This window comes from Sphingomonas hylomeconis (assembly GCF_025370105.1).
Classification (GTDB): domain Bacteria; phylum Pseudomonadota; class Alphaproteobacteria; order Sphingomonadales; family Sphingomonadaceae; genus Sphingomonas; species Sphingomonas hylomeconis.
Genome location: NZ_JANQBK010000013.1, coordinates 44,277 through 64,398 on the forward strand (window position 1 = coordinate 44,277; position 20,122 = coordinate 64,398).

Below are 20,122 nucleotides of genomic sequence, written 5' to 3' on the forward strand. Positions count from 1 at the left end.
ACCTTGTATAGGACACGCCCGCCGGTCATTCCGACCGGTCACCCAATTTTTTGGCGGAGGATTGAATGGACCCCCTGCGGATTTACGCTTTGTTGCAGGAGGCCTGCCAATCGCTCGAGCAATCGGGGGACTTTGCCATCGCTGCCCATGTCGGCCATTCGATGGCGCTGATCGAACAGAAATACGGCGTCGGCGAAGATCATCTCGACGGCGATTCGCGCAGCCTGCAACCCTGAGGCGGGATCGGGGTGATCCGCCCGCGCACCGCAGTCCGTAAGCTTAGCACGCTTGCCGGCGCCGGCCCGCGGCGACAGGCCCTGGTGGCCGAGGCGATTGCCAGCATGCTGTCGGCGCGTATCGTGTTGCTGGTGCGCCCGTTCAGGATCGTGTCGCGGCGCTTCGGCGCGTTCGTGCCGCCCGGCGACCCGCGTGTCCGCAACCGCCCGCCGGCGACCCTGCGCGAGGCGCGCATCGCCCGCGAGATCCGCTGGGCGATCGCCGCCAGCGCACCGTTCATGCCGTTCCGCTCGGTATGCCTGCAGCAAGCGATGGCCGGCCATGCCATGCTCAAGCGGCGCGGCGTGCACAGCGCGATGCATTTCGGCGCCGGCCTGGGCGGCAAGGGCAGTGCCCGCCCGATCGATGCGCATGCCTGGCTCGATGCCGGCGGCGTCAAGGTGACCGGCTATCCGGTCGCGCCCAATCTGGCGGAGCTGGGCTGCTTCGTGTGACCGGCGCCGGCGGTGGGGGCACCGCCGGCGCCTTCAATCATGCCTTCAGTTCGGTCGCGGTGCGCAGGCCAGCGGCGTCGGTCTCACCGATCTGCGGTTCGCCGGCCAGTGCGTGATCGGCATCCTGCAGCGTATCGAGATGCATCAGCCGCTTGATCAACGGGGCGACGACGAGCACCGCAACGCCGGCGCCGATCGAGATCCAGCCGATCAGCTGATAGACGTCGAGCACGGTCTGCTGCCCGGCGCCGGGGCCGGACGCCGCTTCCGCGCCGGTCGCCGCGGAGATCAGCCCGGCGGTGAAATTGCCCGCCGCCGAGGCAAAGAACCACGTGCCCATGATCAGCGAGGCCATATGCGCCGGGGCAAGCCGGTTCATCGCCGACAGGCCGACCGGGGACAGGCAGAGTTCGCCCGTCGTGTGCAGCAGATAGAGCAGGAAGATGAACAATACCGGGGTCGGCAGGCCGTGCCCGGTTGCCGCCGCACCGGCGACCAGCACCAGGAAGCCCGCGCCCAATTGCAGCAGTGCGAGGCCGAACTTGGCCGGGGCGGAGGGCTCCAGCCCGCGGCGCCCGAGCAAGGTCCACAAGGCCGCGAAGACCGGGCCGAGCAGCACGATATAGGCGGCGTTGATCGACTGGAACATCGAGGCCGGCACGCCGGCGCGCGACACGTAGCGATCGGTGTACAGGCTGAGCGACGAGCCGGCCTGTTCGAACAGCGCCCAGAACAGGATCGAGCCGAGGATCAGGAACATCGCCGCAAAGATTCGATTGCGATCCTCGCGCGGCAATTTGGTCACCGCGAAGGTCAGCACATAGCCGACCAGCAGGATGCCGGCGACGAGCAGCAGCCAGCCGACAGCGTCCTGATACTGGATCAGCACCCAGATGCCGAGCACGGCGACGAGGCCGAGGCCGTAGAGCAGCCATTCGAGTGGCACGCCCAGCACCGGCTGCTTGAGCCGCGCCGGATCGGGCGATTCGCCGCGGCCGAGCAGCAGCGGCTTGCCGAGGATGAAGACGATGAGCCCGAGCAGCATGCCGACGCCGGCGGCGCCGAAGCCGTAGGACCAGCCATAGACTTCACCGAGATAGCCGCAGGCGAGCGAGCCGAGGAACGCGCCGACGTTGATGCCCATGTAGAAGATCGTATAGGCGCCATCGCGTCGCACGTCGGTGCGCGGGTAGAGCTGGCCGACGATCACCGAAATGTTGGCCTTGAGAAAGCCCGAGCCGACGATGATGAAGGCGAGCGCCAGCCAGAAGATGTTGATCGAGCTCGATCCCTGGCCGCCGGTGCCTTCGAAGCCCATCAGGAAGTGCCCGAAGGTAAGCAGCACGGCGCCATAGGTCACCGCCTTGCGCTGCCCGAGATAGCGATCCGCCAGATAGCCGCCGAGCACCGGCGTGATGAACACCAGGGCGGTATAGGCGCCGTAGATGACGCCGGATTTCTCGTCCGAGAACAGCCAATGCTTGGTGAGATAGAAAATGAGCAGCGCGCGCATGCCGTAATAGGAAAAGCGCTCCCACATTTCGGCGAAGAACAGGATGAACAACCCTTGCGGGTGGCCGAGAAAGGTCTTGCCGCTCGCGGCCTGGTACGCACTCGCCATGTGGCGGAAACTCCCTGAAATCCTGGCCTGCTGGCGGTAGGCCGATTGCCGGGCAACCTAGCGGCAATCGCCCGGGTGTAAATATCCGTCCCGACCGACTAGAGGACGGGGATGACTTTCAACGACCGCACCACCCCGCTTTCGCTGCTCGCCTCGCGCCGTTCGGGCAAGCCGCGCGACCTGATCGCGCCCGGCCCCGACGCGACGCAATTGGACGAAATCCTGACCATCGCCGCGCGCACGCCCGATCACGGCAAGCTCGCCCCGTGGCGTTTCGTGATCGTCGACACGGGCGTTCGCGCGGCGCTGGCCGGGGTGATTACCGACGCCTATCGTGCCGAGCGCCCCCAGGCGGCGCGCAGCGAGATCGACTCGCTCGAGCAGTTCGCGCACCAGGCGCCCGCTTTGGTGGTAGTGCTCTATTCGCCCAAGACGGCCAGCCATATCCCCTTGTGGGAACAGGAATTGTCCGCCGGCGCGGCGTGCATGAACCTGCTCCACGCAGTCCATGCCCAAGGATTTGCCGGGGGTTGGCTGACCGGCTGGCCGAGCTTCAGCGATGCCGTACGTGATGCCTTCGGCGCGGCGCCGGAGCGCATCGCCGGCTTCATGTTCATCGGCACGCCCGCCCGCCCGCTCGACGAACGCCCGCGGCCGGACATGGCCAAGATCGTCTCGCACTGGACACCGGCAGGATAATCCAAAGCAAGGTACTGGACGAAACGGCCCATTGCTGTATTAAGGCGCTATGACAGCGCTCAACAGCGAAGACAGCCCCGTCTATCTCAAACTCCGGGCGACGATCTCGGCGGCGATCCTGCGCGGCGATTTCCGCGCCGGCGATCAGCTGCCCTCGGTCCGCGCGCTGGCCGCCGAGCATGGCGCCAACCCGCTGACCGTCGCAAAGGCCTATCAGAGCTTTCAGGACGACGGCTATGTCGAGGTGCGGCGCGGTGTAGGCATGTTCGTGCTGCCCGGCGCGGCGGAGAAACTGAAGCTGGCCGAGCGCGACCTGTTCCTGAAGACGAGCTGGCCGCGGATCCGGAGCCATATCGACCTGCTCGGGCTGGATGTCGCCGACCTGCTGGAGCGCGAGCGGGCCTAGGCTCGCCCTCTCCCTGCTATCTCCCCCTGCCGTCATCCTGAGCGCGATTCAGGTTCGATCGTGCGGCTGGGGACGGAATGGGGGCGGGGGCGTTGCTCGTGCGGCGCAATGGATCCTGATCGAGTTCAGGATGACGGTAAAGGGTGGGGTGGAGCGCTCCCTAAGCGGCACCGAACAATCCCAGCCTGGTCACCTCTTCGGCGCTCAGATCGATCCCGAACAACATGCTCAGCCGCAGCTTGTAGACCCGGGGGTCGCTGATCTCAGCCGCCGCCTCGTCCGCGCCGTTGCGCCGGTGATAGGACAGGCCGTTGAGGCTCGCAAAGCCGTTCGGCAGCACGATGCTGACGATGCGGCTGTGCGTGAAGCGGCTGGCCGGCGCGGTGGCGCACCAATGGTTGCCCATCTGCAGGTCGGCATCCCACACGGCCGCCAGCGTGAAGCTATACTGTCGCTGCCAGCCCTCACCGGCGTCGCGCGACAGCATCCAGCCATGCGTCTCGTCCGCGGCGAGCCGGAACGTGGCGCCATCGGGCGCGACCAATGTCGCGCCGTCGACGAGCGGCATCGGCGGGGTATAGCTGCCGCCGAAGCCGGGATCGGCGATCCAGTCCTGCCCGTCGATCGTCACCAGGCTCAGCGTATGCGTAAGGCCGGGGGTCTGTTCCGGGTTCATGATCCATACCCGGCCGAGCAGCGGTCGCGCGGCGAATCCGAGCGCTGCCAGCGCGTCGGCAAACAGGCGGTTATGCTCGAAGCAATAGCCGCCGCGCCGCGCCGTCACCAGCTTGGCGAACACGCTGTCGCTGTCGATCGCGATGCCACGCCCCAGGATCACGTCGAGATTCTCGAACGGGATCGCCAGGCGATGCGCGCGTTGCAGCCGCGCCAGGCCCTCGGGATCGGGCGACGGCCGCGCGCCGAGCGTCAGGCGCGCGAGATAGGCGTCGAGGTCGAAGCTCATGCGGCGAACGCTTCCGCCTCGACCGAATAGAGCACGTCCGCCTTCGCCGTCGCCGCCGCCTTCAGGCCGAGCGCCTCCGGCACGATCTGCTCGACATAGAAGCGCGTTGCCGCCTTCTTCATCGCCAGGTAGGCGGCATCGCCCTCCGCGCCCTCGGTCGCGCGCCCGAGCCGCTCCATCAGCCAGCCGCAGGTGGCGACCGACAACATGGTCAGGAACGGATACGAACCGGCCAATTTGTCGTCGGCGTCGAGCGTCATCATGCCGCGGCCGATTTCCTCGCACGCATCGATCAGCGCGATCAGCCCGGCATCCTGCGCTTCCGCACGCATGTCGCCGATCAGCGCGGCGAAGGCGGCGCCATTGTCGAGCCCGAGCTTGCGCCCGACCAGATCGGCCGCCTGGATACCGTTGGTGCCCTCGTAGATCGGGGTGATGCGCGCATCGCGGAAGAACTGCGCCGCGCCGGTCTCCTCGATATAGCCCATGCCGCCGAACACCTGCACGCCGATCGAACTGACCTCGCAGCCGATATCGGTGCCGTGCGCCTTGGCCAGCGGCGTGAGGATCTCAAGCCGGTTCTGCGCGCCGGCCTCGCCGAGCGCGGCACGATCGACCTGCGCCGCGGCGAGATAGACCAGCGCGCGCGCCGCCTGGGTCTGCGCCTTCATGCGCATCAGCATGCGACGCACATCGGGATGTTCGACGATGCGGACCGAGTCGCGGCTGGCGCCGCCGGCGCGGGCGGATTGCACGCGCTCCAGCGCATAGGCGACGGCGGCCTGTGTCGCGCCCTCGGCGACCTGCACGCCCTGCAGGCCGACGTTCAGGCGCGCATTGTTCATCATCGTGAACATCGCGCGGATGCCGCCGAATTCGCCACCGATCAGTTCGCCGATGCAATCGTCGTTATCGCCGAAGCTCAGCACGCAGGTAGGCGAGGCATGCAGCCCCATTTTGTGTTCGATCGAGACCACGCGGACGTCGTTGAAGTCGCCCGGCGTACCGTCCGCGTTCAGCCGGTATTTCGGCACCAGGAACAGCGAGATGCCCTTGGTCCCGGCCGGTGCGCCCGGCGTGCGCGCGAGGACGAGATGGACGATGTTTGGCGCCATGTCGTGATCGCCGAACGAGATATAGATCTTGGTGCCCTTGATCAGGAACGTCCCGTCGCCGCGCGGCGTGGCGGTCGAGCGCAAGGCGCCGACGTCGGAGCCGGCCTGGGGTTCGGTGAGGTTCATCGTGCCGGTCCACTCGCCGGTGGCGAGATGCGGCAGATACAGCGCCTGCTGCTCGGCGCTGCCATGATGCGCCAGTGCCTCAATCGCGCCGACCGTCAGCGTCGGCGCCAGCGCGAAGCCCATATTGGCGCTGCCCAGCGTTTCGAGCACCGCCGTCTGGATCGCGAACGGCAGGCCCTGGCCGCCGAATTCCTCCGGTACGCCGATCGTGCCCCAGCCGCCCTCGACATAATCGCGATAGGCCTGCACGAACCCCTCGGGCATGACCACGCCCTCGGCAGTCCACTTGGCGCCGACCGTGTCGCCGATCCGCTGCAGCGGGGCCCATTCGCCCTCGGCCAATTGCCCCACGCCCTCGAGCACGGCATCGACGACATCGTCGCTGGCGGCGGCGAAGCGTTCGCTTTGCGCGAGATCGGCGATGGCGGTGACGTGATCGAGCACGAAGCGTTGGTCGGTGGTGGCGGGGGTGAAGGGCATCGCTCTTATCCTGACAGTTTGGGGGCGCTATAGCCGCGGCTTATGGCCAATCCAAATCCCGCGCGCACGACGCGCACCTTACCCTACGGCGCGGCGGCGATTGCCACGGCGGCGCAGGTGATCGCCGCCGGCGGCTGCGTCGCGGTGCCGACCGAGACGGTCTACGGGCTGGCCGCGGATGCGACCGATTCGGCGGCGGTGGCAGGAATCTACGCCGCAAAGGGGCGGCCGAGCTTCAATCCGCTGATCGTCCACGTGTCTGATCTGGCAGCGGCGCAGCGGATCGCGGTGTTCGACGAGGCCGCGCTGCAACTGGCCGCGGCGTTCTGGCCGGGGCCGCTGACGCTGGTGCTGCCGGTGAAGCCTGATGCGGGGATTGCCGCGCTGGTCACGGCCGGGCTGGAGACGGTGGCGATCCGCGTGCCGGCGCACCGTGCGATGCGCGCGCTGCTGGCGGCGAGCGGCGTGCCGCTGGCGGCGCCCTCGGCCAATGCCAGCGGTGCGATCAGCCCGACGCGTGCGGCGCATGTCGTGGCAAGTCTGGGGGGGCGGATCCCGCTGGTGATCGATGACGGCGCGACGGAAGCGGGCGTGGAATCGACGATCGTGTCGACGGCGGGCGGGATCCGCATCCTCCGCGAGGGGCCGATAACGCGGGAACAGATTGAGGCACTGTTCTCCCGCGAAAGCGGGAGCCCAGGGTCGCAGGCGCAGCGTTCCGTTACCCTGGACTCCCGCGTCCGCGGGAGCACGGTGACGGCGCCGGGGCAGCTCGACAGCCACTATGCGCCGAACAAGCCGCTGCGCCTCGGCGCCCGCGAAGCCCGCGACGACGAATGGCTGATCGGCTTCGGCGCCATCCCCGGCGACGACACGCTCTCCGCCACCGGCGACCTCACCGAAGCCGCCGCCAACCTGTTCGACGCGCTCCACCGTGCCGACGCCAGCGACCGCGCCACGCTGGCCATCGCCCCGATCCCCCACACCGGCATCGGCGCCGCAATCAACGATCGCCTGCGCCGCGCGGCGCATCGCTGATCACCATCATCCCGGACCAAGTCCGGGTTGACGGAAGTTGGCAGGTTCGCCGTAGCGCGGCTCATGTCGTGCTGTTAGGCGGGACGCCAAGGGAGCGGCACATGCACGACATGACGGTGATGGTGACGGGCGGGGCCGGATATATCGGCAGCCATGCAGTGCTGGCGCTGCTCGATGCGGGCTATAAGGTCGTCGTGGTCGACAACCTCGTCACCGGTTTCGACTGGGCGGTCGACGATCGCGCGACGCTGATCGAATGCGCGATCGAGGAAGAAGATCGGGTGCGCGCGGCGATCCGCGGTTATCACGTGAAGGCGATCATGCATTTCGCTGGCTCGGTCGTGGTGCCGGAATCGGTCAGCGATCCGCTCAAATATTATCGCAACAATACCGCCGCCAGCCGCTCGCTGATCGAAAGCGCCGTCGTCGAGCATGTGCCGCATTTCATCTTCTCCTCGACCGCGGCAACCTATGGCACGCCGACCACCGCGACGGTGTCGGAAACCAGCCCGACCGTACCGATCAACCCCTACGGAACCTCCAAGCTGATGACCGAGATGATGCTGCGCGACGTCGCCGCGGCGCACCCGATCAATTATGCCGCGCTGCGCTATTTCAATGTCGCCGGTGCCGATCCGCAGGGGCGCAGCGGGCAATCGACCGATGGCGCGACGCATCTGATCAAGGTCGCGGTCGAGGCAGCGACCGGCAAGCGCGACGCGGTGGCGATCTTCGGCACCGATTTCGACACGCCCGACGGCACCGGGGTGCGCGATTATATCCATGTCAGCGATCTTGCCGCCGCGCATGTCGCCGCGCTGGAGCGGCTCATCGCCGAACCGCGGCGCAATCACACGCTCAACGCCGGTTATGGTCGCGGCTATTCGGTCAACGAGGTGCTCGATGCGGTCGACCGCATCACCAATGCCAAGATCGTGCGCCGGCCGGAGGGGCGCCGCCCGGGCGATCCCGCGGCGCTGATTGCCGACAATGCGGCGATCCTGCGCACGCTCGACTGGGTGCCGGAGCGCGCCGATCTCGATCTCATCGTCAGCGATGCGCTGGCATGGGAGCGGACGCTGTCCGAACGCGCATAATGGATCAGCCTGCGCCGCAATCCACCCGTCTGACGGTGCTGATCCCGTTCGCCATCGTGACCCTGATCTGGGGCTCGACCTGGCTGGTGATCAAGGACCAATTGGGCGTCGTGCCGCCAAGCTGGTCGGTCACCTATCGCTTCCTCGTCGCGGGCGCGACGATGCTGGCGTACGCTGCTTACAAGCGCGAGAAGCTCGGCCTTGATGCGCGTGGCTGGGGTTTTGCCGCCGCATTGGCGCTGGCGCAATTCTGCCTCAACTTCAATTTCGTCTATCGCGCCGAAAGCTATGTCACGTCGGGGCTGGTGGCGGTGGTGTTCGCCTTGCTGCTGGTGCCCAATGCGATCCTGGCGCGGATCTTCCTCGGGCAGCGGATGGGCGCGCAACTGCTGATCGGATCGGCGGTGGCGATGGCCGGCGTGGGGCTGCTGTTCCTGCATGAGGCGCGCGTCAGCGGCAGCGGATCGCATGCCGTACTGATCGGCATCGGCATCACCCTGCTGGCGGTCTGTTCGGCCTCCACCGCCAATGTCATGCAGGGCACGCAGGCGGCGAAACGCTATCCGATGGCGACGATGCTCGGCGTGTCGATGCTGATTGGCGCGCTATTCGATGGCGTGCTCGCCTTCACGCTGACCGGCCCGCCGGTATTCGAATTCCGCGCCGCCTATATCCTGGGCGTGCTGTATCTCGGCGTGTTCGCCTCGGCGATCGCCTTCACGCTCTATTTCGGGCTGATCCGCACGATCGGCCCGGCCAAAGCGGCCTATTCCGGCGTGCTGACGCCGGTGATCGCGATGATCCTGTCGACGCTGTTCGAGGGCTATCGCTGGTCGCTGCTGGCCGGCGCGGGTGCGGCGCTGGCGATGGTCGGGCTGGTCATCGCGCTCAGGGCACGCAGACCCAACCGGTAATCGGGATAGCGCAATTGCCAGCCAAGCACGCGCTTGGCCTTGGCATTGGCGATGCGCCGGTTCTCGGCGTAGAAGGCGCGGGCCATTGGGCTGAGCGTCTCGAGCCCGACGAATGGCGGCGGGGCCAGACCCGATAGCTGCGCGGCGAAGGCGATGACCTCGTTCTGCCCGCACGGCTCGTCGTCGGACAGATTGTACGCGCCCGGCGGCGCATCGACTGCCGCCAACACGCCGCCGACGATATCGTCGACATGCACGCGGCTGAATACCTGATCCGGCAGATCGACGCGATGTGCCCGCCCCTCGGCGACGCGATCGAGCGCGGAGCGACCGGGTCCGTAAATCCCCGGCAGCCGGAACACGCGCGCTCCCAGCGCGAGCCACGCGCCGTCCGCCGCCGCGCGTGCGCCGCGCCGCCCGCGGATCGGCGCGTGCTCGTCGACCCAGGCGCCGCCGGCATCGCCATAGACGCCGGTCGAGGAGAGATAACCGAGCCAGGCGGGGGACCGGGCGAGCTGGGCGCCATAGCCGGCAAGGACCGGATCCTGCTCATCGGCCGGCGGCACCGAAGACAGGATATGCGTGGCGAGCGCCATTTCGCGGGCGACGGCCGCGGTATCGGCGAACCGGATCGTGCCGTCGCGCCCGTCGCGGCTCGTGCCGGTGACGTGCCAGCCCTTGGTGGCAAGCGCGGTGGCGATGCGCTCGGCGGTATAGCCGAGGCCGAAGATTAGCAGGCGCACTTGGCTTCCCTCTTCTTACTTCCCCGGCGGACGCCGGGGCCCAGTGGGAAAGGTGGTAGTGAGGAAGCGCATCGCGCGCCAACCCTCGTTCCACGACTGGGCCCCGGCATCCGCCGGGGAAGTAAGAAGAGGGCGTTAGGGGAGCCAGCTACTTCCCCTCGATCGGCGTCGGCACGGCCACCGTTGCGCCGGGCACATGCTCCTTCTTCCACTGCATCGAGCGCCGTACGCGGTTCTCGCCCGAGGGGTGATCGAAGAACATCATCTCCTCCACCGGACCCGGCGAGATCTTGCGATATTCCGAAAGCCGCATCGCTACTTTGGCGAAGCCGTCCGGCGCGCGCGCCGCATCCAGCCCGAAAATGTCCGCTTCGACCTCGTGATGCCGGATGATCGAATTCTGCACCGGGGTGAGCACCAGCCCGCACAGGCCGGCGAGTAGCAACAGCACCGGGGTCGCCGCCGGATCGGCAACGTCGCGTACGCCCCAGCGTGGGTTGCGTGCGATCAGCGCCGGCGCGAGGCGGCTGACCACGAAGAACATCGCCAGGAAGACGAGCGTAAAGGCCAGGATAAGCTTCCAGATATGGTTGAGCACGTAATGGCCCATCTCGTGCCCCATCACCGCGACCACTTCCGCGGGCGCGGTGCGCTCGAGCAGATTGTCGTTGAGTGTGATGCGGATCGTCGGCCCGAGGCCCGAGACGTTGGCGGAGATCCGCTTGGTCTGACGCGATGCATCCGAGACATAGATATGCTCGGCCGGGATATGGTTGGCGGCGGCGATCGCGACGATGCGGTCGCGGATCGGCCCGGCGGGGAGCTCGGTATAGGTGTTGAACAGGGGCGCGATGAACACCGGCGCGACCAATGCACCGAACAGCACCACCGCGGCCACCACGCCACTGCCGATCAGCCACCAGCTGCGGCGGAAGTGGCGGATCACCCAGAACAGCAGCATGAACAGCAACGCGTTGACGAGCAGGCCGATGGCGAATGCCTTGGCCGCGTCGATCGCCCAGGCGGCGAACGTCTGGTTCATCAGCCCGTATTGCGCCTCGCGCACGAAATCCTCGTAGATCGACCAGGGCAGGGTTAGCAAAGTCGTCAGCGCGACGAACGGCAGCGCGTAGATTCCGGGCACCAGCCAGCGCTTCCTGGTCTTGCGTTCGGCCCAGGTGCGCAGACGCTGCGACACGCCGGTGAACAGCAGTGCGAGATAGATCAGGCTGGCGACGAGCGTGTTCCACAGCGGCAGCCAATAGCCGCCCTCGAAATAGGCGTCGGATTTGGCGCGTGCCGGCCCCTGCAGCAGATCGAGATAGGCGCGGCTCGCCGTATCGACGTCGAAGCCCGGCACGGCGGCATGTGCAAGGCCGGGGAGCGTGGCCGCCGTGATTGCCGCGCCGACCCAGGTCATCGTCTTGCGCATTGCCGTTTTCCCCGTTGCCGCCCGTCAACCGGGTGCCTGCAGGATGACGACTCAGTCTGAGAAATCAATCATTTCGCGCCATGCCCATGATAGAGCAGCCCAAAGAAATCGCCCTTGTTCCAGCGCGGCCGTTCGTCCGCATCGGCGATCGCGCGGGCGATCGCATAATTGGCGTCAACGAAGCGGATGCCCTGTGCCCAATCGAGTGCGGGCTGCTGCGCCAGATCGTCCGACGGCTGATGATAATGATTGCCGAGGAAATCGGCATAGGCCGCCTTGCCCGCACCGGCCTGGCCCGGCCACAGAAACACCGAAGGCACGCCCTGCTGCACGAAGCGGTAATGATCCGAGCGGACGAAGAAGCCTTGCGACGGATCCGGATCCGGTCCCATCCGGAGCCCCAGCGTGCCGACCGCCTTGGCGACCAGCGGCCCGAGCGTCGAGCGGTCCGCGCCGTAGACGGTCATGTCCTCGAACGCGAAGGTCAGGATCGGCATGTCGAGATTGACGTCGGCGACGATGTTGGCGAGCGGCACGGTCGGGTGGCGCGCGAAATAGTCCGCGCCGACCAGCCCCTTCTCCTCCGCGGTGACGGCGAGGAACATCACGGTGCGGCGCGGCGGCTTGCCGCTCGTCTTGAAGCGCCGGGCCTCTTGGATCAGTGAGGCGATGCCGACCGCATTGTCCTCCGCGCCGTTATAGATCGTGTCGCCGCTGGCGTCGGGCTTGCCGACGCCGATATGATCGAGATGCGCCGACAGGACGACGACCTGCTTGCCGATCACCGGATCGCTGCCCGGAATGATGCCGACGACGTTGCTGCTCTGTGCCGCCTCGAAGGTCGAGCGCAAGGCGACGGCGAGGCTGCCGGGCAGCACTTCCGCCTTGAAGCGTGCCTCGCTGTTGCCGGACATTTTGAGCAGCTGCGACCAGGAGGTCCGGCTCCCGTCGAACAGTTTCGCCGCGCCCGCCGGGCTGAGCGTGCCGAGATTGGGCGCTCCGTCCGGCTTGCCGGTCCCGTCGGCCCTGGCCCAGGTGGTGCGGGCTCGATCCCAGTTCGTGGCCGCGCGCGCGAAGCCCGGCGCGTCGGTGCGCTCGATCGTCAGCGTGCCCAGGGCACCACGCTCGGCGGCGATCGCCTGCTTGGCGCCGCCGCCCGAGAAATGCGCGCGCACTTCGCTCGGCAAACTGTCCGGCGCGCCGGCGAAATAGACCACGATCTTGCCGCGCACATCGACCCCGGCATAATCGTCGCGGCCGGCCTGCGGATCGACGATGCCATAGCCGACGAACGCGACCGGCGCGTCGATCGCCGTCTCGCGCGCGGCGGGGTTGGCAGCGGGGCTGTAATCCTCGCCGAACTGCAGGCGCAATGGCGCGCGCTTGGCGCGGGTCAGCACGAAATTGCCGCGATCGGCGGCGCGATAGGTGGTGAGCGGCACCTGCTGCAGATAGCCGCCATCGTCGCCGGCGGGCCGCAGCCCGGCGGCATAGAATTGCGCCGCGACATACTGGGCGGCGATATCATATTCCGGGCTGCCCGCTTCGCGCCCGCGCATCGCATCGGAGGCGAGGAACATGACGTGCGCCTTCATCGCCGCCTGATCGTCGGGCAGGGCGGCGGTCATCACCGCGTTGATCGCCTTGAGGTCGCGCGGCTTGGGCGGCGGGGTATCCTTGGCCAGCGCCACGCTTGCCATCATCGCCAGCGCCGCGGCGCCCAGAACACGAAGCATTACAGATCCTTTACGCGGCACAGCGCCCAGTTGCGCGGTAGCATGCGGATTCGCGCACGCAAGCGGCGTGATTTCGATGACAGAGCGGCGCGGCTTCCCTACATCTCATGCATGCTCGACGTTCAGGCCATCGCCCATCCGCCCCTCTCCCCGCACGTCATCCGGCGCGAGGATTATACCCCGCCCGATTGGCAGGTGCCCGAGATCGCGCTCGATTTCGCGCTCGACGCGGCGGCGACGTCGGTCCGCGCGACGCTCAACGTGGTGCGCAGCAGCGCGCATGATCGCCCGCTGGTACTCGACGGCGCCGGGCAGACGCCGCTGTCGGTCAAGGTCGACGGCGTGGCGGTCAACGATTGGTGGCTGAAGGACGGCGGGCTGGTCATCCCGTTGCGCGGCAGCGCGCACGTGATCGAGACCGAGGTCGAGATCGCGCCCGAACGCAACACGCAGTTGATGGGTCTTTATGCGAGCGGCGGCAATCTCTGCACGCAGTGCGAGGCCGAGGGCTTCCGCCGCATCACCTTCTTCCCCGATCGTCCCGACGTGCTGAGCGTGTACAAAGTGCATATGGTGGCGGACAAGGCGCGCTATCCGGTGCTGCTCGCCAATGGCGATCCGATCGCCCAGGGCGATCTGCCCGATGGGCGGCATTGGGCGGACTGGCACGATCCGTTCCCCAAGCCGTCCTATCTGTTCGCACTGGTCGCCGGCGATCTCGTTGCCAATCGCGCGACCTTCACGACGATGTCGGGTCGCGACGTGGCACTCGGCATCTGGGTGCGTGCCGCCGATCTGGCCAAGACCGAGCATGCACTGGCGGCGTTGCAGACCTCGATGGCGTGGGATGAGCGCGTCTATGGCCGCGAATACGATCTCGACGTGTTCAACATCGTCGCGGTCGACGATTTCAACTTCGGCGCGATGGAGAATAAGGGGCTGAACATCTTCAACAGCCGCTACATCCTGGCCGACGCCGATACCGCGACGGATTACGATTTCGACGCGATCGCCGCGGTCGTGGCGCACGAATATTTCCATAACTGGTCGGGCAACCGGATCACCTGCCGCGACTGGTTCCAGCTGAGCCTCAAGGAAGGCTTCACGGTGTTTCGCGATCAGGGCTTCTCGGCCGATCAGGGCTCGGCAGCGGTCAAGCGGATCGAGGACGTGCGCGGGCTGCGCGCGGCGCAATTCCCCGAGGATGCCGGCCCGCTGGCGCATCCGATCCGGCCGGACGAATATCAGGAAATCTCCAACTTCTACACCGCGACGATCTACAACAAGGGCGCCGAGGTGATCCGCATGATCGCCACGATCCTGGGGCCGCAGCGTTTCCGTGCCGGCACCGATCTGTATTTCGAGCGCTTCGACGGCACGGCGGCGACGTGCGAGGATTTCGTCGCCAGCATGGAAGCGGCCAGCGGCGTGGACCTGTCGCAATTCCGGCTATGGTATTCGCAGGCCGGCACCCCGCGCGTCACCGCGAGCGTCGCGCATGATGCCGGCAGCGGGCGTGCCACGCTCACCCTGTCACAGCGCACGCCGCCGACCCCGGGGCAGCTGGACAAGCAGCCGATGGTTTTGCCGCTCAAGCTCAAACTGTTCGGTGCCGAAACCGCGCAGACGCTGGCGGCCGAGCAATTGGTGCTGCTCGACCAGCCATCCGAGCAGATCGTGTTCGAGGGCATCAGTGAGCGCCCGGTCCTGTCGATCAATCGCGGCTTCTCGGCCCCCGTCGTGGTCGAAACCGATCGCAGCGCCGCGGATCTCGCCTTTCTCAGCGCGCACGACGACGATCCGTTCGCGCGCTACGAAGCGATGCAGCAGCTGATGCTGGACACGCTGGTGGAAAGCGCCGCCAACGGCACGGCCGATCACCGGGCGGTGATCGCGGCGATCGCGGGCACGCTGGACGATGCCGCACTCGATCCGGCGTTCGTCGCCGAAGTCGTGCTGCTGCCATCCGACGCCTTTATCGGCGACCAGATGGCGCGCGTCGATCCCGAGGCGATCTTCCGCGCGCGGGAGGCTTTGCGCCGCGATGTCGGGCGCAGCCTCGATACGCGCTGGCGCGCAGCGTACGACGCAGCCCAGGCCGACAGTTTCGAATATTCGCCCGCCGCCAAGGGGCTGCGCCGGCTCAAGACCGTCGCGCTCGGCTATATCGCGGCGAGCGGCGCGGCGGATGCGGCGGGGCTGGCGTTCGGGCAGTTCGAAGCGGCGGACAATATGACCGACCGGCAGGGCGCGCTCGCCACGTTGGTGTCGGGCGATTCGCCCGAACGCATCGCCGCGCTCGACATCTTCTACAATCGCTACAGCGACAATGCGCTGGTGCTCGACAAATGGTTCCAGGCGCAGGCGCTGAGCGCGCGCGACGATACGCTGGAAATCGTCGCGGAGCTCAGCCGCCACCGCGACTTCACGCTCGCCAACCCCAACCGGGCGCGCGCGCTGATCGGTGCGTTCAGCGTCAACCAGCGCGCGTTCAACGCGGCCGACGGTGCGGGCTACCGCTTCGTCGCGGACCAGCTGATCGCGCTGGATCGGCTCAACCCGCAGACCGCGGCGAAGATGATTCCGCCCTTGGGCCGCTGGCGCCGGTTCGATGCGGCGCGCGCGGCGCTGATGCGCGGGGAATTGGAGCGGATCGTCGCCACGCCGGGCCTGTCGAAGGACATGTTCGAACAGGCGTCGAAGAGTCTGGCGGGCTAGCGGCGGCGCGCCACCGCCCGGTCATTTCATCAGGCCGGCCCCGCGCAGCGCCGCTTCGATCATGTCCTGGATCCCGGCCTGGCCGGCGTTCGCGGGGGCGGGGGCGGGGCGCTTCGCCGTCGTCGCTGTCTTCGGCTTTGCTACGGCCGTTGCCACGCGCTGGCGCTCCGGCGCGGTCAGGCCCCAGGACTGCGCGATCGCCGCGGTGCTGTCGATCGTCGACGCCAGCATGTAGGGCCCGGTTGCGCCAAGTCGTTCGCCCCCCTGGGGATCGATCGGCACGCCGTGGCCCATGCCGGCGATGCGCCATGTCTCGACCAGCGTGCGGCCCTGGCCAGTCCAGCGCTCCCGCGTCCAGCCGTCGCCCTGCTCGAGCGTGCCGGGCGCATCGCCGAGATCGTGCACGCCGCGCCACTGCGCCGCGAGCCGATCGAGATTGTCGATCACCACCGTCTGGTCGGCGTTGCCGTGCCAGATCGATACCGTCGGCTTGCCTCCCGGCCCGCCGGCCGGTGAGGCTAGCGCCGGGCTGTCGCCGGGATAGCGGCCTGCCATCCGCTCCAGCGCCTGCGATACGCCGTTGGCGCTGCCATAGGGCAGCCCGCCGATGATCGCGCCGCCGGCGAACAGATCGGGCCAGGTTGCCAGCATCGCGGCGGTCATAGCGCCGCCGGCCGACAGGCCGGTGATGAAGACGCGGCCGCGATCCAGATCGTGGCCTGCGATCATCTGTTCGGTCAGCTGCGCGATCGATTCCGCCTCGCCGCCGTGCCGCGCGATATCGCCCGCCTGGAACCAGTTGAAGCACAGGTTCATGTTGTTGCCGCGGCGCTGCTCGGGGAACAGCAGGGCGAAACCGGCGCGCTCGGCCAGCGTCGACCAGCCGGTGCCATGATCGTAGCCTGCGGCGGTCTGCGTGCAGCCGTGCAGCACCACGACGAGCGGCGCGCCGGGGGCGAGATCGGCGGGCACATAGGCCCAGGCGCCGAGCGCGCCGGGATTGCTCCCGACCGGGGATAGCGGCGCCAACTTGCCGCTGCCGATGCCGCTGCCTTGCGCGGGCATCCGCGCCGCGGCCAGCCCGGCCAATGTCTGCGATATGCTTGCCATGTCGTCGTTCCTTGGGCCGGGACGATCGACCTCTGACTATAACGCGGACCCTAGCCGAGTTGTTGCTGCACCGCAGCAAATTCTTGCGTGTCGTCCAGTTTCGGGAACCTGCAGCAGGCCCCGGACGCTCTGATGCCAGCAACAGGAGAGCTGCCCGTGAGTAAGATATTGACCGCGACGTTCGAGACGCGCCGCGAAGCCGAGATGACCGTCGAGCGACTGGTGCAGGAATTCGATCTCGATCGCCGCGCGATCGTCATCACCACCGAAGGGGACGCCAATAGCGCCGGCGAAGCGCCTGATGGTGCCGACAAAGCCGGCTCCGCTGATGACGCACCGGCGCTCGAAGGCGCGTTGGTCGTGTCGGTCACCGTCAACGACGACGCGGCGGCCGGGCGCGTGCGCGCGGCGTTCAGCGAGTTCGACGCCGACGACGTGGCGGCAGATACCGCGCGCTAAGCCTTAGTCGCGCGCCGTAATCGGTTCATGCCGGGTGCGGCGCGACAGCGTCAGGGTGGTGGCGAGGTCCATCATGACATTGCCGAGCGTGCGCACGATATCGGGGATGGTCTCGACCGCGACCAGCAGGCCGAGCGGCGCTACCGGCGCACCGAGCGTCGCCGCCACGGGGGCGATCGCGCTGACATAGCTGACCGTGCCGGGCAGGCTGACCGACCCGAGCGAGGTGAGCGTGGCGACGATCGTGCCGACCGCCAGCGTCGCCGGGGTCAGCGGCACCTCGAACCACACCGCGATATAGATCGCAACGGCGAAGTTCATTGCCGGCCCGGTCGCGCGGAAGATCGCGACCGCCAGCGGCAGCGTGACGCCGGAAGTCGCCACCGGCACGCCCAGATCGGTCGCGCCCTCAACCATCGCCGGCAGCGAGGCGAGCGAGCTCTGCGTGCTGACCGCCACCGCCTGGCTCGGCAGCACCGCGCGGGCATAGGCGCCGAGCCGGGTGCGGCCGCCGAACACCGCCAGCGGATAGGCGCAGGCCGACACGACCAATCCGACCGCGACGACCGTGCCGATATAATGAAGCAGCGCGCCGAACGCGCCGGTTCCGGCCTTGGCGCCGACCACCAACGCGAGCGCGAACACGCCGACCGGCCCGATCCACAATACCCAATCGATCACCACCAGCATGGCATCGCGGATCGCGGTGAAGAACTGGGTCAGCAGCGTGCGCAGCTCGGCGGCGATCCGCGTCATCGCGAAGGCGAAGATCAGTGCGAAGATGATCAGCGACAGGAAACTATTCTCCGCTGCCGCCTTCACGACGTTGCCGGGGATGACGTCGGCGAAAAACTGCCCGAGCGCTGGGGCCGGCGGGATCGCCTCCGCGCCGATCATCGCGGCACGCAGCGCCGCGGCCGATTCGCGCGGCAGCGGCACGATCTCGAGGAACAGCGGGGTAAGGATGCCGGCCGCCAGCGCCGAAAGGAACAACAGGCTGACGTACAGGGCGATCGCCCGGCCGGCGAGCCGCCCGGCCTGCGCCGCTTCCGCCGTTGCCGCGACGCCGGTGATCAGCAGCGAGACGACCAGCGGCACGATCGTCATCTGCAGCGCGTGCAGCCAGGCGCTGCCGATCGGCTGCGCGATCGCGATCGTGCCCTCCACTGCATTTGGCGCGGTGGCGGCCAGAATGATGCCGCCGCCGAGCCCGACGATGAGCCCGAGCAAAATACGGGTGGCTTGCGGCATCATGATCCTTCGATATGGCGGACGTTAAGGTGCGCGGGCCTAGGCCTGCGAGAAATGCATAGCGGACAGGAACGCTTTCGATGGCAAGGAAATATTTCGGCACCGATGGGATTCGTGGCGTCACCAACGGCGCCAACATGACCGCGGCGATGGCGATGAAGGTCGGCATGGCGGCCGGTGCGCATTTCCGCCGCGGCGATCATCGGCACCGCGTGGTGATCGGCAAGGATACGCGCCTGTCGGGCTATATGCTTGAAAATGCGATGGTCGCGGGCTTCACCTCGGTCGGTATGGACGTGGTGTTGCTGGGCCCGATGCCGACGCCCGCGGTCGCCATGCTGACGCAATCGATGCGCGCCGACATGGGCGTGATGATCTCCGCTAGCCATAATCCCTACGGCGATAACGGCATCAAGCTGTTCGGGCCGGACGGGTACAAGCTGAGCGACGAAGACGAGATGGCGATCGAAGCGCTGATCGACGGGGGCGACGTGACGCTCGCCGCGCCGGCCGAAATCGGCCGCGCCCGCCGCGTGGAGGATGCGCGCGGTCGTTATATTCATTTCGCCAAATCGACCTTCCCGGAAGATCTCACGCTCGACGGGATGAAGATCGTCGTCGATTGCGCCAATGGAGCGGCCTATCAGGTCGCTCCCTCGGCCCTGTGGGAACTGGGCGCGGAAGTGATCAGCCTCGGCGTCAGCCCCAACGGCAAGAACATCAACGACGGCGTCGGCTCGACCGCGCCGGAATTGCTGTGCGAGACGGTGGTGGCGTCCGGCGCGCACCTCGGCATCGCGCTGGATGGCGATGCCGACCGGCTGATCGTAGTCGATGAGCTCGGCCATGTCGTCGATGGCGATCAGTTGATGGCGACGATCGCCAGCGGCTATGCGCGCGCCGGGCGGCTCAAGAATGGCGGGCTGGTAGCGACCGTGATGTCCAATCTCGGGCTCGAGCGGCATCTCGCGGCGCAGGGCATCGGCATGGTGCGGACCGCAGTGGGCGACCGGCACGTGCTGGAGGCGATGCGCGCGCAGGGCTATAATGTTGGCGGCGAGCAGAGCGGGCACATCATCCTGTCGGATTATGCAACGACCGGCGACGGGCTGGTCGCAGGGCTGCAGATCCTCGCCGAACTGGTCTGGGCCGGGGCGCCGGCGAGCCAGTTGCTGCACCGCTTCGAGCCGCTGCCGCAATTGCTCAAGAATGTGCGCTTCAAGGGTGGCAAGCCGCTCGACGATGCGGCGGTGAAGGCGGTCATCGCCGAGGCCGAGGTCGAACTGGCGGGGACGGGCAGGCTGGTGATCCGCCCCTCAGGGACCGAACCGGTGATCCGCGTGATGGCCGAGGGCGACGATGCCGGGCAGGTGTTGCGCGTGGTGGACCGGATCTGTGATGCGGTGCGGGTGGCGGCGGCCTGAATCCCCTCTCCCACCGGGAGAGGGAGGGAGCGCCGAAGGTGCGGAAGGGTGAGGGCGA

Annotated in this window: 18 protein-coding genes; 10 read left to right on the forward strand and 8 right to left on the reverse strand. The window is 67.6% G+C overall.

What is annotated here, in order from left to right; translation table 11 throughout:
* The first annotated feature begins 65 nt into the window (after nucleotides 1-65).
* Both NV401_RS14150 and NV401_RS14155 read left to right on the forward strand, forming a co-directional pair.
* Nucleotides 66-236 carry a hypothetical protein gene (locus tag NV401_RS14150; RefSeq protein WP_261295090.1) on the forward strand — a complete coding sequence of 57 codons (171 nt, stop codon included), beginning with the start codon at nucleotides 66-68 and terminating at the stop codon, nucleotides 234-236.
* A gap of 84 nt (nucleotides 237-320) precedes the next feature.
* Nucleotides 321-731, forward strand: coding sequence for a lasso peptide biosynthesis B2 protein (locus NV401_RS14155; protein WP_261295091.1), 411 nt, complete (start codon nucleotides 321-323; stop codon nucleotides 729-731).
* A 37-nt stretch (nucleotides 732-768) separates the two neighbouring features.
* Here the strand turns inward: NV401_RS14155 and NV401_RS14160 are convergent, their stop codons facing one another.
* On the reverse strand, nucleotides 769-2,352 hold the full coding sequence (locus NV401_RS14160; protein WP_261295092.1) for a peptide MFS transporter: 1,584 nt from the start codon (nucleotides 2,350-2,352) through the stop codon (nucleotides 769-771).
* A gap of 111 nt (nucleotides 2,353-2,463) precedes the next feature.
* Between NV401_RS14160 and NV401_RS14165 the strand changes: the two genes are divergently transcribed.
* Nucleotides 2,464-3,051: a nitroreductase family protein gene (locus NV401_RS14165; protein WP_261295093.1), complete on the forward strand. Its 588-nt coding sequence runs from the start codon at nucleotides 2,464-2,466 to the stop codon at nucleotides 3,049-3,051.
* 49 nt (nucleotides 3,052-3,100) lie between these two features.
* Nucleotides 3,101-3,457 (forward strand): GntR family transcriptional regulator, encoded by a 357-nt coding sequence (locus tag NV401_RS14170; protein ID WP_261295094.1) that lies wholly within the window; start codon nucleotides 3,101-3,103, stop codon nucleotides 3,455-3,457.
* A 160-nt stretch (nucleotides 3,458-3,617) separates the two neighbouring features.
* On the opposite strand, the gene NV401_RS14175 is transcribed toward NV401_RS14170, so the two are convergent.
* Nucleotides 3,618-4,421, reverse strand: a complete 804-nt coding sequence (locus tag NV401_RS14175) for an arylamine N-acetyltransferase family protein (protein ID WP_261295095.1) — start codon at nucleotides 4,419-4,421, stop codon at nucleotides 3,618-3,620.
* Nucleotides 4,418-6,142: an acyl-CoA dehydrogenase gene (locus tag NV401_RS14180; RefSeq protein ID WP_261295096.1), complete on the reverse strand. Its 1,725-nt coding sequence runs from the start codon at nucleotides 6,140-6,142 to the stop codon at nucleotides 4,418-4,420. The genes NV401_RS14175 and NV401_RS14180 overlap by 4 nt, the downstream gene beginning before the upstream one ends.
* Before the next feature lie 42 nt (nucleotides 6,143-6,184).
* On the opposite strand from NV401_RS14180, the gene NV401_RS14185 reads away from it, so the two are divergent.
* The 3 genes from NV401_RS14185 to NV401_RS14195 all read left to right on the forward strand — a co-directional run bounded on the left by NV401_RS14185 (nucleotide 6,185) and on the right by NV401_RS14195 (nucleotide 9,191).
* Nucleotides 6,185-7,180 carry an L-threonylcarbamoyladenylate synthase gene (locus tag NV401_RS14185; protein ID WP_261295097.1) on the forward strand — a complete coding sequence of 332 codons (996 nt, stop codon included), beginning with the start codon at nucleotides 6,185-6,187 and terminating at the stop codon, nucleotides 7,178-7,180.
* 101 nt (nucleotides 7,181-7,281) lie between these two features.
* Nucleotides 7,282-8,277, forward strand: coding sequence for a UDP-glucose 4-epimerase GalE (galE, locus tag NV401_RS14190; RefSeq protein ID WP_261295098.1), 996 nt, complete (start codon nucleotides 7,282-7,284; stop codon nucleotides 8,275-8,277).
* Nucleotides 8,277-9,191 carry a DMT family transporter gene (locus NV401_RS14195; RefSeq protein WP_261295099.1) on the forward strand — a complete coding sequence of 305 codons (915 nt, stop codon included), beginning with the start codon at nucleotides 8,277-8,279 and terminating at the stop codon, nucleotides 9,189-9,191. Before galE ends, NV401_RS14195 begins: the two co-directional genes overlap by 1 nt.
* Here the strand turns inward: NV401_RS14195 and NV401_RS14200 are convergent.
* From NV401_RS14200 to NV401_RS14210, 3 genes are all read right to left on the reverse strand, one after another.
* The gene (locus tag NV401_RS14200; protein WP_261295100.1) at nucleotides 9,101-9,934 is read right to left on the reverse strand and encodes a Rossmann-fold NAD(P)-binding domain-containing protein; all 834 of its coding nucleotides are present in this window, start codon (nucleotides 9,932-9,934) and stop codon (nucleotides 9,101-9,103) included. The two genes, NV401_RS14195 and NV401_RS14200, sit on opposite strands and share 91 nt — an antisense overlap.
* Nucleotides 9,935-10,082: 148 nt before the next feature.
* Nucleotides 10,083-11,366: a M48 family metallopeptidase gene (locus NV401_RS14205; protein WP_261295101.1), complete on the reverse strand. Its 1,284-nt coding sequence runs from the start codon at nucleotides 11,364-11,366 to the stop codon at nucleotides 10,083-10,085.
* Nucleotides 11,367-11,434: 68 nt separating this feature from the next.
* On the reverse strand, nucleotides 11,435-13,102 hold the full coding sequence (locus NV401_RS14210; protein WP_261295102.1) for a M28 family metallopeptidase: 1,668 nt from the start codon (nucleotides 13,100-13,102) through the stop codon (nucleotides 11,435-11,437).
* A gap of 111 nt (nucleotides 13,103-13,213) precedes the next feature.
* Here NV401_RS14210 and pepN point away from each other — a divergent pair, with 111 nt between their 5' ends.
* Nucleotides 13,214-15,820, forward strand: coding sequence for an aminopeptidase N (gene pepN / locus NV401_RS14215; RefSeq protein ID WP_261295103.1), 2,607 nt, complete (start codon nucleotides 13,214-13,216; stop codon nucleotides 15,818-15,820).
* Between the two features lie 21 nt (nucleotides 15,821-15,841).
* Here pepN and NV401_RS14220 read toward each other — a convergent pair whose 3' ends face one another.
* Nucleotides 15,842-16,930: an extracellular catalytic domain type 1 short-chain-length polyhydroxyalkanoate depolymerase gene (locus NV401_RS14220; RefSeq protein ID WP_261295104.1), complete on the reverse strand. Its 1,089-nt coding sequence runs from the start codon at nucleotides 16,928-16,930 to the stop codon at nucleotides 15,842-15,844.
* 156 nt (nucleotides 16,931-17,086) lie between these two features.
* Here NV401_RS14220 and NV401_RS14225 point away from each other — a divergent pair, with 156 nt between their 5' ends.
* Nucleotides 17,087-17,389 carry a hypothetical protein gene (locus tag NV401_RS14225; protein WP_261295105.1) on the forward strand — a complete coding sequence of 101 codons (303 nt, stop codon included), beginning with the start codon at nucleotides 17,087-17,089 and terminating at the stop codon, nucleotides 17,387-17,389.
* 3 nt (nucleotides 17,390-17,392) lie between these two features.
* Here NV401_RS14225 and NV401_RS14230 read toward each other — a convergent pair whose 3' ends face one another.
* Complete coding sequence (locus tag NV401_RS14230; protein ID WP_261295121.1) at nucleotides 17,393-18,640, reverse strand: dicarboxylate/amino acid:cation symporter; 1,248 nt, start codon at nucleotides 18,638-18,640, stop codon at nucleotides 17,393-17,395.
* Between the two features lie 80 nt (nucleotides 18,641-18,720).
* Between NV401_RS14230 and glmM the strand changes: the two genes are divergently transcribed.
* The gene (glmM, locus tag NV401_RS14235) at nucleotides 18,721-20,064 is read left to right on the forward strand and encodes a phosphoglucosamine mutase (RefSeq protein ID WP_261295106.1); all 1,344 of its coding nucleotides are present in this window, start codon (nucleotides 18,721-18,723) and stop codon (nucleotides 20,062-20,064) included.
* Nucleotides 20,065-20,122: the final 58 nt, after the last annotated feature.